Annotated in this window: 11 protein-coding genes; 10 read left to right on the top strand and 1 reads right to left on the bottom strand. The window is 58.2% G+C overall.

Annotation, left to right across the window (positions count from 1 at the left end; all coding sequences use genetic code 11):
* The first annotated feature begins 86 nt into the window (after positions 1-86).
* From ROR01S_RS00585 to ROR01S_RS00620, 8 genes are all read left to right on the top strand, one after another.
* Entirely contained in the window at positions 87-1,112 is a 1,026-nt protein-coding gene (locus ROR01S_RS00585) for an ABC transporter substrate-binding protein (protein WP_015584043.1), read from the top strand.
* Positions 1,109-2,101, top strand: a complete 993-nt coding sequence (locus ROR01S_RS00590; RefSeq protein ID WP_015584042.1) for a FecCD family ABC transporter permease — start codon at positions 1,109-1,111, stop codon at positions 2,099-2,101. The genes ROR01S_RS00585 and ROR01S_RS00590 overlap by 4 nt, the downstream gene beginning before the upstream one ends.
* Positions 2,098-2,862 carry an ABC transporter ATP-binding protein gene (locus tag ROR01S_RS00595; RefSeq protein ID WP_054828769.1) on the top strand — a complete coding sequence of 255 codons (765 nt, stop codon included), beginning with the start codon at positions 2,098-2,100 and terminating at the stop codon, positions 2,860-2,862. Before ROR01S_RS00590 ends, ROR01S_RS00595 begins: the two co-directional genes overlap by 4 nt.
* A 2-nt stretch (positions 2,863-2,864) precedes the next feature.
* The gene (locus tag ROR01S_RS00600; RefSeq protein WP_015584041.1) at positions 2,865-3,668 is read left to right on the top strand and encodes a class I SAM-dependent methyltransferase; all 804 of its coding nucleotides are present in this window, start codon (positions 2,865-2,867) and stop codon (positions 3,666-3,668) included.
* A complete protein-coding gene (gene modD, locus ROR01S_RS00605; protein ID WP_015584040.1) occupies positions 3,665-4,519 on the top strand; it encodes a ModD protein in 855 nt (284 codons plus the stop codon). Before ROR01S_RS00600 ends, modD begins: the two co-directional genes overlap by 4 nt.
* A gap of 26 nt (positions 4,520-4,545) precedes the next feature.
* Positions 4,546-6,516, top strand: coding sequence for a TonB-dependent receptor plug domain-containing protein (locus ROR01S_RS00610; protein WP_064358989.1), 1,971 nt, complete (start codon positions 4,546-4,548; stop codon positions 6,514-6,516).
* A 39-nt stretch (positions 6,517-6,555) separates the two neighbouring features.
* On the top strand, positions 6,556-7,200 hold the full coding sequence (locus ROR01S_RS00615) for an MOSC domain-containing protein (RefSeq protein WP_032717117.1): 645 nt from the start codon (positions 6,556-6,558) through the stop codon (positions 7,198-7,200).
* Between the two features lie 264 nt (positions 7,201-7,464).
* Positions 7,465-9,585 (top strand): TonB-dependent siderophore receptor, encoded by a 2,121-nt coding sequence (locus ROR01S_RS00620; protein WP_064356931.1) that lies wholly within the window; start codon positions 7,465-7,467, stop codon positions 9,583-9,585.
* A gap of 87 nt (positions 9,586-9,672) precedes the next feature.
* Here ROR01S_RS00620 and emtA read toward each other — a convergent pair whose 3' ends face one another.
* Positions 9,673-10,284: a membrane-bound lytic murein transglycosylase EmtA gene (emtA, locus tag ROR01S_RS00625; RefSeq protein ID WP_015584038.1), complete on the bottom strand. Its 612-nt coding sequence runs from the start codon at positions 10,282-10,284 to the stop codon at positions 9,673-9,675.
* Positions 10,285-10,379: 95 nt separating this feature from the next.
* Between emtA and ldcA the strand changes: the two genes are divergently transcribed.
* Together ldcA and ROR01S_RS00635 are read left to right on the top strand one after the other, a co-directional pair.
* Positions 10,380-11,294, top strand: coding sequence for a muramoyltetrapeptide carboxypeptidase (gene ldcA, locus ROR01S_RS00630; protein ID WP_064358990.1), 915 nt, complete (start codon positions 10,380-10,382; stop codon positions 11,292-11,294).
* Between the two features lie 92 nt (positions 11,295-11,386).
* Positions 11,387-13,120, top strand: a complete 1,734-nt coding sequence (locus ROR01S_RS00635; protein ID WP_004863807.1) for a potassium/proton antiporter — start codon at positions 11,387-11,389, stop codon at positions 13,118-13,120.
* The last annotated feature ends 195 nt before the right edge of the window (positions 13,121-13,315 follow it).

Genomic DNA, 13,315 nt, shown 5'->3' on the forward strand with positions numbered 1-13,315 from the left:
TCTCCTTGATCTCAAGCAATTCCAGCATCGTTATATATGTAAATATATAGCGATTTTTTCATCTTATTGTTTCAGGAAAGAAACTTATGCCTCTATCCCGCCGCACCTTTATCCAGGCGCTAAGCCTGCTCCTGTGTCTCCCCACCCTGGAGGGGACGGCGGCTACGCCGCTGGCTTTGCACGTAGGTGAACGCCCCGCTCCCGCTCATATTCGTCGGATTATCAGCGCCGGGGCACCTGCCGACATGTTGCTGCTTGCGGCAGCGCCGGAAAAGCTGCTGGGATTTTCCTCTTTTGATTTTTCTCAGTTCCCGGATGCCCCCGTCCCGGCGGACATCGCCCGACTTCCCAGACTGGGGAGACTTGCCGGACACGCCAGCACGCTATCGCTGGAGACGCTGCTCGCGCTTGAACCCGATCTGGTGGTGGACTGCGGCAATGTAGACGACAGCTGGGTCTCTCAGGCACAACGGGTCAGCGAACGCAGCAAGATTCCGTGGGTACTGATCGGCGGAAACCTGGCCTCATCAGCCCAGCAGCTGCTTACGATTGGCGATATCGTTGGGACCGAAGCCCGTACGCGGCGGCAGGCGGCGCTGGCGCAGAGATTCATCGCCGACGCTCAGGCCTTTTCAAGCGGTTCCAGAGCACGGACGCGCTTTTATGCCGCCCGCGGGGCGAAGGGACTGGAGACAGGGTTAGCGGGATCGCTGCATACCGAGGCGGCAGAGCTGCTGGGGCTGGAAAACGTTGCCCGCGTCGCCGGACGCAGCGGGCTCACCCAGGTCTCTCTGGAAAATCTGCTGGCCTGGCAACCGGATATCATCCTGACTCAAAATGTGACGACGCGAAACTACATCCTGCAGGATCCTGCATGGAAGGGGGTCAGCGCCGTCGCGAAACGGCAGGTGCTACTGCTTGATGGTTTGCCGTTTGGCTGGCTGGATGCGCCACCGGGCATTAACCGTCTTGCCGGGATGCGCCGGCTTCATGCCTGGCTCGACCCACGGATCCAGACTTCGCTGCAGGATGATTTAACTCGCTATAGCTCGCTCTTCTGGCATGCAGCGTTAACGCCTGCCCGCTATGCTACATTGATGCATTCAGCATGAAACTATCTACGCTAAGTCTCATACTGCTGCTGGCTGCGCTACTGACTATCTCCGGCGCCTTGTTGACTGGCCCGTGGAATCTCACCGTCGGGCGTTTGTTCGAGCTCTTATTCACTCCCCATAGCGCGTCGCTTCCTCCCCAGGCAACTATCGTCTTCTGGCAAATCCGCCTGCCGAGAATTATCGCCGCCCTTGCCATCGGCGCGTCGCTCTCCGCTGCGGGAGCGGCCTATCAGGGCATGTTTCGTAACCCCCTGGTCTCGCCGGATATTCTGGGCGTGGCCGCCGGAGCCGGTCTGGGCGCCTGTCTCGCCATCTGGCTGGGCTTGTCGATATTCTATATCCAGCTGTTGGCCTTTTGCGGTGGTCTGCTGGTCGTTCTGAGTGCCGGCATACTGGCCCGCGCCATCACGCGCCACGATCCGGCGCTGACGTTGGTATTGGTAGGCATTGCGCTCGGCACGCTATGCGGGGCGGGCATTTCACTGATTAAAACCCTGGCCGATCCTTATACTCAGCTTCCCTCTATTACGTTCTGGCTGTTGGGCGGCTTAGCGGATATTACCCTGCGCGATCTGGCCTTTGCCGCTCCGCTGATGATTATCGGTTGCCTGCCTCTATGGCTGCTACGCTGGCGCCTTAACCTGCTGACGCTGTCCGATGACGAAGCTCGTTCTCTGGGCATTGATGTCGCACGCTTACGGTTGATTGTGGTGGTCTGCGCGACTCTGGCCACCGCCAGCGCGGTAGCCATTGCCGGTATTATTGGCTGGATTGGACTGATTGTTCCGCATACCGGACGCCTGCTGACCGGCAGTAATCACCAGCGTTTGCTGCCGGTGGCAATGGGGATCGGCGCAATCTTGCTGCTCTTCACCGATACCCTGGCTCGCGGGCTGAGTGCAACCGAGATCCCGCTGGGAATTCTGACCTCATTTGTCGGCGCGCCGTTCTTTCTGGCGCTGCTGCTGCGAGGAAACCGCCCATGACACGGCTTACGATTCAGCATGCCAGCGTGGGTTACCCGGGACGCCCGGTTCTTCGCGAAGTGTCATTTTCTCTGACGTCTGGCTCGGTATGCTGTCTGCTGGGCGCCAATGGCAGCGGCAAAACCACGCTGATGCGCAGTATTCTCGGGCTCCTTCCCCTGCTCTCTGGTCAGATTCTGATAGACAGCATCGCCATCGCACAAATGACCCCTCGTGACCGTGCGCGCGCCGTCGCCTGGGTGCCACAGGCCCACGACGGAGCCTTCGCTTTTAGCGTGCTGGAGATGGTCCTGATGGGACGAAGCCCCTACATCGGCGCCTTTTCCCAACCAATCAAGAGCGAACACCATATCGCCTTAGCCCAGCTGGAGACGCTCGGCATTGCCCATCTCGCAACCAGGAACTGGGCCACGCTGAGCGGTGGCGAACGCCAGTTGGCGCTTATCGCCCGCGCACTGGCGCAGCGGCCGCGGCTGTTGCTGTTGGATGAACCCGCCTCAAGCCTCGACTTTGGCCATCAGATTCGCCTGCTCGACACGCTACGTGAACTTCGCCAAAACGGCATGACCCTGCTGATGGCAACCCATCATCCGCTGCACGCTCTCGCCGTTGCCGACACGGTTATCCGGGTTGAAGCGGATGGGCTTGTCAGCCACGGACCACCGTCAACCCAGCTTCAGCCAGATAACCTCGCCGGGCTCTATGGCGTTACCCCCGCCCAGATTCGTCACCACCTTGGCAACCCTCACTTTCAGGAATGATTATGCTTATTGATGATATTGATTTTGCAGAACTATACCGACAACAGCTCAGATTTGCCGGTCGCACGGAAAAATCCCCTGCCCACTGGGACGCCCGGGCGGAGAAAATGTCCATCAGTTGCAGCGATCCAGCGGACAGCTACCTTGTACAGCTGCTGGCAAAAATCGATCTCACCGGCGCAGAGACCTTATTCGATATGGGCTGCGGGCCGGGAACCGTATCGCTGGCGCTGGCTGATAAACTTCACGCCGTGCACGGCGTCGATTACAGCCCGAAGATGCTCGACGTTGCCGCAAGGCGTGCCTCGCAAATGGGCATCACCCATGCTCACTGGCACTGCCGCGCGTGGGAATCATCGTGGCACGATATTCCCCGCTGCGACATTGCCGTCGCCTCCCGCTCAACGCTAGTTGGCGATATGCAGGAAGCGATGACTAAACTCCACCAACAGGCTCGACTACGCGTCTATACCACACATCTCGTCAGCCCGACATTTATGTCGCCGGCCATCCAACGCGCGCTGGGTCGCGCGGTTATCGAACTGCCAAATTACATTTACGCGCTGAACATCCTCTATCAGATGGGGATTCAGGCGCGGGTCGATTTTATCCGTGGCCGCAACTGTCAGCGCGATAACAGCACCTACGAACGCTTCGAAGAAAATGTTAAGTGGACGCTCGGCGTACTCAGTGATGAAGAGCGAGCACGGCTTCACCATTGGTACCAACAGCAGGCCCCGCAGGCCATCGCGCCCGCTACCCGTGACTGGGCGCTGATCTCCTGGGATTGCGGAGAAAGAGCATGATCTACATACCTCAGGCGCTAACCGATGCATGGTTGATGGAAGATATTCAAGGCGGAGACCTGACGACCCGCGCGCTGGGAACGGGAAACCAGGCGGGAATAATGGAGTTTCGCCATCGTCAGGGCGGCTGCGTGAGCGGCATTGCGCCGGCGGCGCAGATGCTGCGAAGCCTCGGGTTAACGGTCACCGCACGGTTGGAAGATGGCGCCCAGGCAAGGCCAGGCGAGGTGCTGCTGCGCGCGACCGGTCGCGCATGTGCGCTGCAACAGGGCTGGAAAGCCGTGCAAAATGTGCTGGAGTGGAGCTGCGGCGTATCGGCCTACGTTGCGCAGATGCTGGCCCTGCTGCATACCCGACTTCCCAACGCGCATATTGCCTGTACCCGCAAGGCCATCCCCGGCACGCGGCTGCTAGGCACCCAGGCGATCGTCGCCGCAGGCGGCTTAATCCATCGTGCTGGCTGCGCCGAAACGCTGCTGCTGTTCGCGAACCATCGTCGCTTCCTTACCGACGACGGCGACTGGGCCCACGCCATAGATCTGCTGCGTCGACGCTCACCCGAAAAAAAAGTGGCCGTGGAAGCCGATACGCCGGAAGAAGCGCTGGCTGCGCTGCGAGCACAACCCGACATTTTGCAACTTGATAAATTTACGCCTCAGCAGGCCCGCGAGGTCTCAGATCAAGCCCGCCATATCGCCCCGCTTTGCACGCTGGCACTGACCGGCGGAATGACCCTCGCCAGCCTTTGTCAGTACCTCGATTGTGGAATTGAATTGTTTATTACTTCGGCGCCGTGGTATGCGCCACCGGCTGATATTCAGGTTCGACTGAGGCCAGACAATTCAAAATAAAAATAACCAAAACAGGAATAATAAAAATGAGAGTCAGGAAACGTTATCTTTGCACATTGATAAGTTTGAGCTTAAGTCAGGTCGCGTGGGGGGATCGGCCGGAAGAATCGATGACCGTATGGTCCAGTTCCGTACCCGCTGCGACAACGAATATCCTCGGGACAGACACCATCCAGAGTCTGGATAAGCAGGATGTGGCGCACGCGTTGTCCGTCATGCCCGGTGTTGTTTTACAAAAATCAGGTGGGCGAAATGAACTCCAGGTCAAAGTTCGCGGGTTTGACGGTCGCCAGGTCCCGGTATTTTTCGACGGCGTGCCAATCTATGTCCCCTACGACGGTAATCTCGACCTCGGGCGTTTTCTCACATCGGACATCGGGTCAGTGGAAGTGTCGAAGGGTTACTCCTCGCTGCTGCAGGGGCCAAACCAGATGGGCGGCGCCATCAATATTACCACGCCGCGCCCGAGCAAACCGCTGGAGGCCAGTATCGGTTATCGCCAGGGCTGGAGCCGTAGCGAGAATAGCGCCTATGATACGCATGCTTCTCTCGGGGCAAGCAACGAACTGGGCTATATCCAGCTCAGCGGTAGCCGCCTGAAACGGGATTTCCTTGCTCTGCCCCACGGGACAACAAATCCTCTCGCGGGTGAAGATGGCAAGATGACCAACTCGGCGAGCGATGATAAGCGCGGGATCTTCAAACTCGGTTTTACCCCTCGGGGAAACGATGAATATGCTTTTACCTGGATCAAGCAGGATGGCGAAAAGCAGAATCCACCTTATGCCGGGAACAGCTCGCAAAAATCACGCTACTGGCAGTGGCCAGAGTACGATAAAGAAAGCTATTACTATCAAGGGACAACTCACCTCGGCGACCGCTTCACGCTGAAAAGTCGCCTGTATCGCGATACCTTCAAAAACACCCTGATGATGTATAACTCGCTGGCCGATCTGCACAGCAAAAACGGCAACTATAGCCACTATAGCGACTACAGCACTGGCGCAGGTTTACAGCTTTCAGCAGACGTACGTCATCGCGACCAGCTCTCTTTCGGCGTGAACTGGAAAGATGATGTCCACAGAGAAAAAAGCAGCACCGACGGCCCTTACGATCGCTATCAAGATCGGACCTGGTCTCTCGCCAGTGAATATCAATGGGAAGCCGCAGATAATCTCGATATCGTCGCCGGTATGAGTTATGACTGGCGCAACAGTCTCGAAGGAATGAAACACGAGAAGAACGGCAGCGTGACCCGCTACGACGAAAACAGGCAGAACGCATTCAACTGGGAAACGATGGCCCGCTATCATTTCGCCAACGAAGATACGCTGGCCCTGTCCTGGTCCGACCGTACCCGTTTCCCGACGCTCAAAGAGCGCTACACGACCTCAAAACCCGCGAAAGACCAGATTGCCCTTGTGAATCCTTACCTGAAACCAGAGCGGGCCCGCAGCATCGACCTGACCTGGAATGGCCATATCACCGACGGTTGGGCCTATGAGATAAGCACGTACTATAACCGCGTCAGTGACGCCATTTTGTCGATTAATATCGATGCTGATACGGTCCAGAACCAGAACAGCGGCCGGGTCGACTATACCGGTCTGGATCTTGGGATCAAAGGGTCACCGTTTGAAATGCTCGATGTCGGTCTGAGCTATGGCCTGATTCATGCCGATAGCAAAAGGCAAGAGGCGGGCAAAGTCACCGACCTGCCAAACCAGACGCTCAGCGCCTGGTTGACACTAAAACCGATTGCGCCGCTGCAGCTCACCCTTTCTGAAGAAGCGCGCTCCTCTAGCTACAGCAACAGCAATGGTTCGCAAAAAGCGCCAGGGTTTGCCATCACCCACCTGCGCGCCGATTACGCAATAGGCCACGGCTTTAGCGTCAATGCATCGGTCAATAACCTCTTCGATACGCGCTATTACTACAGCGAAGGTTTTATCGAAGAAGGTCGTAATTTCTGGGCCGGCGTGGAATACAAATTCTGATTCATTTCTCCACTCGGTGGAAAAATGAAGGAGATCCTTATGATCGTAGATTTTAAAGTGATACTGCATACAATCCTCGGCAATCAACGTCGGACGGACGGGTCAGTGCACAAAGTGCCGTTAAGCGGCAGCGTGTATTTCAATACGCATGGACTGGAAGCCGAGAACGGCATCCGGGAACATTTTCAGGATCCCGATTGCGCGCTCATGCATTATGCCCGGGAACATTACGATTTCTGGCGTGAGCGATATCCCGCGCAGGCCGGGCAGCGCCTCTGCGCCGGCCTGTTTGGGGAAAATTTGTCCACTTATGGCATGACGGAAGCTAACGTATGTCCGGGCGATGTCTTTCGTCTTGGCGCTGCCGAAGTACAGGTCTCCTGGGGGCGCGTTGCCTGTCAAACGATGGCGACCCGTTTGCAGGATCCTGATGCTCCAGAACTGATGCATCAACAGTCGCGCAACGGCTGGTTTTATCGGGTGATAGCGCCTGGCGAAGCCCGCTGCGGCGATACATTCCGACTGCTCGACCGCCCTGCCGTAGACTGGCCACTCAGCCGGGTGCAGGCGATCATCTTCAGTGATGGAGGGACGGAAGAGGAGCTGCAGGCTCTTTCTGCGATGCCGTTCCTTGCCACCCCCTGGAGAGCCATTGCCATGATGCGCTTAGACAGTCGCCGCTGATCCCCTCCCCCCTCAACCACTGGCTACCAAATCAGGTAGCCAGTTCAGGTTTCCATCGCCGCTTAATCCGCTGTTTATCACCGTCCTGTCAAATAAACATTATGTTTTTCATGGGTTTTCATTTTCATATTTACCAATCCCGCCTTGATAATCAAAAACAGAACGATAATAATTCGCATTACTTTTTTACGAGAGATGACACTTTCGTTTTTTATGCGTGGTGGCGTACAGGAGTACCAGGCTACGTCAACTCAGGATTATGTCATGACCGCTCGCGTCATTTTCAAACGCCCGGCGCTGCTGTACGCGCTGGCCACCGTCTTCCCGTTTGCCAGCCTGGCGGAAGAGACGGTTATCGTCACCGCACAACCCATCGACTCAGCCATCTCGCCAACGCAGGGCTATAGTGCCAAAACCTCCGCTGGCGCGACGAAAACCGATCAGCCGTTGATTACCACCGCGCAATCGGTCTCCGTCATCACCCGTCAACAGATGAATGATCAGGGAGCCAATACCATCAGCCAGGCGCTGGAATACACCCCGGGGGTTTACTCCAGCTTCGGCGGCGGCGCGACCCGCTTTGATACGGTATCGCTACGCGGCTACCACGGCGGTGATGTTGATAACCTGTTTCTCGACGGCATGCGCTTGATGAGCGACGGCGGCAGCCACAACGTCCTGCAAATCGATCCCTGGTTTGTTGAACGGGTTGACGTCATCCGGGGCCCCTCTTCGGCGCTGTACGGTCAGAGCGTGCCGGGCGGGGTGGTGAATCTGACCTCGAAACGCCCGCAGTTTACCTCGGAAGGCCATTTCCGCCTCAGCGGCGGGACGCAGAACACCAAAGGGGCCGCCTTCGATTATACCGATGCCCTCAACGATCAATGGGCTTACCGGATTATCGGCATGACGCGCACCAGCGATACCCAGTACGATAATACCCGCGAAGAGCGCTACGCCATTTCACCTTCCCTGCTCTGGCAGCCGGATACCGACACCTCGCTGCTGCTGCGCGCCTACCTGCAAAAAGATCCGTCGGGCGGCTATCACGGCTCGCTGCCGCTGGACGGCACCCGCTATGCTCACAACGGACGTAAGCTCTCCACCAGCACCAACGAAGGCGATCCGTCAGACGGGTATCAGCGCCGCGAGCAGATCTACAGCTACGAGTTCACTCATCAGTTCGATGACGTCTGGTCCGCCTACTCCGCCGGAAGCTATACCCACACCAACGTATCGCTGGATCAGGTGTATCAGGTCGGCTGGATTAATGACAGCGATAGTCTGGCGCGCGGTTACAGCGGCTCGCGCGGCTCGCTGGATGCCTGGTCAACCGACAACCGCCTGCGCGCCGATTTCACCACCGGCGAACTGGCCCATACGCTGATCCTCGGCGGGGAATATCACCGTTTCCGCAACGATCTGTGGACCGGCGCCGGCAGCGCGTCGCCTCTCGATCCGTTCAGCGGCTATACCGCGCAGACCGGGCATACCGTGACCTACAGCGATAACAACAACCGCCGCTACTACCAGACCGGGCTCTATCTGCAGGACGAAATGGTCTGGGCGCGCTGGCATCTGGATGTCTCCGGCCGTTACGATCGCATTGTTTCGCAACAGGTCAGCGATACCTTCGGCACCTCCAGCCGCCGCTCCGATGACCATATCAGCGGCCGGGCATCGCTGCTGTATGCGCTGGAAAACGGCCTCTCGCCGTATCTGAGCTATAGCCAGGCGATTACCCCAGCGATGCTGCCGGGCGCCGATGGCACCCTGCTGAAACCGACCACGGCAGAGCAGCTGGAGGCGGGACTGAAGTTCCAGCCGCCGGGCTCCGCCGATATGTACAGCATCGCTATCTACGATTTAACGCAAAAAGATGTGGCGACGCGCGATCCAAACATCGCCACCGCGACCTTTATTCCCGCAGGAAAAGTTCACTCTCAGGGCGTGGAGCTGGAGATGCACAACCAGATTACGCCTGAGCTGAGCACCCTCGCCTCCTACACCTGGAACCGCCTGCGCTTCCAGGACACTAAAGATGGGACTAACGACAACACGCCGCAGCTGACGCCGGATCAGATGGCCTCTTTCTGGGCGCGCTATCAGTTCCCGGCAGGGATCAGCGCCGGGGCCGGCGTACGCTATATCGGGAAACAGTGGGCGGATGATGCGAATACCGAGCGCCTGCCGTCGGTCACCTTACTGGATGCGATGGTGCGCGCCGATCTCGGCGTCTGGTCGCCGTCGTTGAAAGGAGCTTTTGTGCAGGTTAATGCCAATAACCTCAGCGACCGGGAGTATCTCTCCGGCTGCTACGGAACCGGCAACTGCTACTGGGGAGCCGAACGCAGCGTGACCGCCACCGTCGGCTACGACTTCTAAGGATTGTCTGAAAAACGTTCCGCTCGCGCCGGGCTCTGCGAATGACACCCGATGTGTCACCGTGAAGCGCAGCGCGAGCGGAAGCGGCTACATGGCGTCCAGCGCCTGCTGCAGCTTCCAGATATAGCGCGGAGCCTGCGGAGCCGGATGTTTTTTCACCACGTGCTCAAAGAACTCATCGGCATCCATATCGTTAATCTCGTCAATCGCATCCTGACGATTCGAGGAGAAGGTGCGCAGGAGCGCCCCGGCGCCGTTGGCGTAGGAGACCACCACCGCATAGCGCATCACCTGCGGATCTTTAATCCCGGCAAGCGGGCCATTCTCAAGGATACTCAGATAGGCCGCGCCCATCGAAATATTACGTTCGGGGTTTTTCAGCTCGCTGACCGACGGCTCGCCGCGCCAGCCCATGCGCCGGTAGACATCGCGCCCGGATGTGGAAGGCTTCAGCTGCATCAGGCCTACTGCACCGGATTTGCTGATAACCGTCGGGTTGCCGCCGGATTCAATGGCGATAATCGCCGTCACCAGCTGCGGATCAACGCCCCACGCCGCGCCGGCTTTTTCACTGATCGGCATCCACTGCATCGCCCGCTTAACCGGAACTTCAGCGTTCCACGGCGGGTTACGATAATCCTGTTTTGAGCTACAACCGGCCAACAATACAACGATAAAAACAAACCATCTCAATTTCACACATCTATCCTTATTGGCTGAAGTTTGCCGCCTGGAGATGACAATAATCGCTCCAGGCGGCATGATAACCCTTTCATTCTTAGCAAGGAATTGTCATGTCTCAGTTTTATCTGGTCGCCCCTTCAGGTTACTGCCTCAACCAGGAGGCAGCGTACCGCGGCGTTCAACGTCTGCAGGAAGCCGGGCATCAGGTCCTGCACCAGGAGGTCATCCCTCGCCGCCAGCAGCGGTTTGCCGGAACTGAGCATCAGCGCCTGAACGACATCAACCAGCTGGCTACCCTCGAAGGCGCTAATCGTATCGTGCTGGCGGTACGCGGCGGCTACGGCGCCAGCCGCTTGCTGCCGCACATCGACTGGCAGGCCCTCGTTGCACGCCAGCGGCAGAACCCGCTAATCATTTGCGGACACAGCGATTTTACAGCGATTCAGATGGGCCTGCTGGCAAAGGGTAGCATAATCACCTTCAGCGGTCCGATGCTGGCCGGTAACTTTGGCGCCGAAGCGATGGATCCGTTTACTGAACGCCACTTCTGGCAAGCGCTGCGCAGCCCGGAATTTACCCTCGAGTGGCAGGGCGAAGGCCCGGATTGTCGGGCCCAGGGAACCCTGTGGGGCGGCAATCTGGCGATGATAACCTCGCTGATTGGCACGCCGTGGCTGCCGCAAATCGCCAACGGTATTCTGGTGCTGGAAGATATTAATGAGCATCCGTTCCGCGTCGAACGAATGCTGTTGCAGCTGCTCAATAGTGGTCTCCTCGCGAATCAGCGCGCCATTGTCCTCGGCAGCTTTACCGGTGCCCGGCCTAACGATTACGACGCGGGCTATGATTTACCGCAGGTCTGTGACTATCTTCGCACCCAGCTCGATGTTCCGCTCATCAGCGGCCTGGACTTCGGCCACGAGCAGCAGACCGTGACTCTGCCCCTCGGCGCGGATGCGCTGCTGGTGAACAACGCGGCCACCACCACCTTAACGCTCAGCGGACATCCGGTACTGACAGAATAAAAACTTCTGTTACACATTTTCGGATACTCTGCAGGTTGTTAAAATGATGTCACTTTCATAAAACCTTCACGCCAGTAAGGAGTACGTCAACTTTGGACGCCGGTGCGGTCATTAGTCTGTTTATTCTGGGTTCTGTATTAGTAACCTGTAGCATTTTATTGAGTTCCTTTTCCTCACGCCTTGGCATCCCGATTCTGGTTATTTTCCTTGCCATCGGTATGCTGGCCGGCGTCGATGGTATCGGCGGCATCCCTTTTGACAACTACCCTTTCGCCTACATGGTGAGTAACCTGGCGCTGGCGGTGATCCTGCTGGACGGCGGCATGCGCACCCAGGCGAGCTCATTTCGCGTCGCGCTCTGGCCCGCCCTCTCGCTGGCGACCGTGGGCGTGCTGATCACCTCCTGTCTGACCGGGATGATGGCCGCGTGGCTGTTCCATCTCGATCTGATCGAGGGGATGTTGATCGGCGCGATTGTCGGCTCCACCGACGCCGCGGCGGTCTTCTCGTTGCTCGGCGGCAAAGGACTGAACGAACGCGTGGGCTCCACCCTGGAGATTGAATCCGGTAGCAATGATCCGATGGCGGTGTTCCTGACCATTACCCTTATCGAGATGATTCAGCAGCATGAAACCGGCCTGAGCTGGATGTTTGCCGTGCATATCGTGCAGCAGTTCGGCCTCGGTATTGCGATTGGTCTCGGCGGCGGTTATCTGCTGTTGCAGATGATTAACCGCATCGTGCTCCCAACGGGACTCTATCCGCTGCTGGCGCTGAGCGGCGGAATTATGATTTTTGCCGTCACCACGTCGCTGGACGGCAGCGGTATTCTGGCGGTGTATCTGTGCGGTTTCCTGCTCGGCAACCGGCCGATTCGCAACCGCCACGGGATCCTGCAGAACTTTGACGGACTGGCATGGCTGGCGCAAATCGCCATGTTCCTCGTGCTCGGTCTGCTGCTCACGCCGTCGGATCTGTGGCCTATCGCCATCCCGGCGCTGCTGCTGTCGATGTGGATGATTTTCGTCGCCCGCCCGCTGTCGGTCTTTGCCGGCCTGCTGCCGTTTCGCGGCTTTAACCTGCGCGAGCGGGTGTTTATCAGCTGGGTTGGCCTGCGCGGCGCGGTGCCAATTATTCTCGCCGTCTTCCCGATGATGGCCGGTCTTGATAACGCCCGCCTGTTCTTTAACGTCGCCTTCTTCGTGGTGCTGGTCTCGCTGCTGCTGCAGGGAACCTCCCTCTCCTGGGCGGCGAAAAAAGCCAAAGTGGTGGTTCCGCCGGTGGGCTGGCCTATTTCCCGCGTCGGGCTGGATATTCACCCGGAAAACCCCTGGGAGCAGTTTGTGTACCAGCTGAGCGCCGATAAATGGTGCGTCGGCGCGGCGCTGCGCGATCTGCATATGCCGCCGGAAACCCGCATTGCCGCCCTGTTCCGCGACAATGTTCTGCTGCACCCGACCGGCAGCACCCGCCTGCTCGAAGGCGATATTCTCTGCGTGATCGGCCGCGAGCACGATCTGCCGGCGCTGGGTAAAATGTTCAGCCAGTCGCCGCCGGTGGCGCTCGACCAGCGCTTCTTCGGCGACTTTATTCTCGACGCCAGCGCAAAATTCGCCGATGTGGCGCAAATTTACGGTCTTGACGGCGGGGAAGAGTTTCGCGAACGCCAGCAGTCGCTGGGGGACGTGATTCAGGACCTGCTCGGGGCCGCGCCGGTCGTCGGTGACCAGGTGGAGTTCGCCGGGATGCTGTGGACGGTGGCGGAGAAAGAGGAAGACCACGTGCTGAAGGTCGGGGTACGCGTGGCGGAAGACGAGGCGGAATGAACCGCCTCATCATCCTGGTTAAGATATTAATCTTGCATGCTTTTGCTCATTACAGAGCCGTATAAAGCCCCCCGATATCATCTCCGCAAACGCGCGACCGTGGCCTTCAAGGCCACGGTCGCTGCGGGAAAGCCCCCTCCCCGATGCCCGCCTACCTTTTACCTGAACGTTTTCACAGCAGGCATCCTCATGTCG

This window comes from Klebsiella ornithinolytica NBRC 105727 = ATCC 31898, assembly GCF_001598295.1.
GTDB classification, from domain to species: Bacteria; Pseudomonadota; Gammaproteobacteria; order Enterobacterales; family Enterobacteriaceae; genus Klebsiella; species Klebsiella ornithinolytica.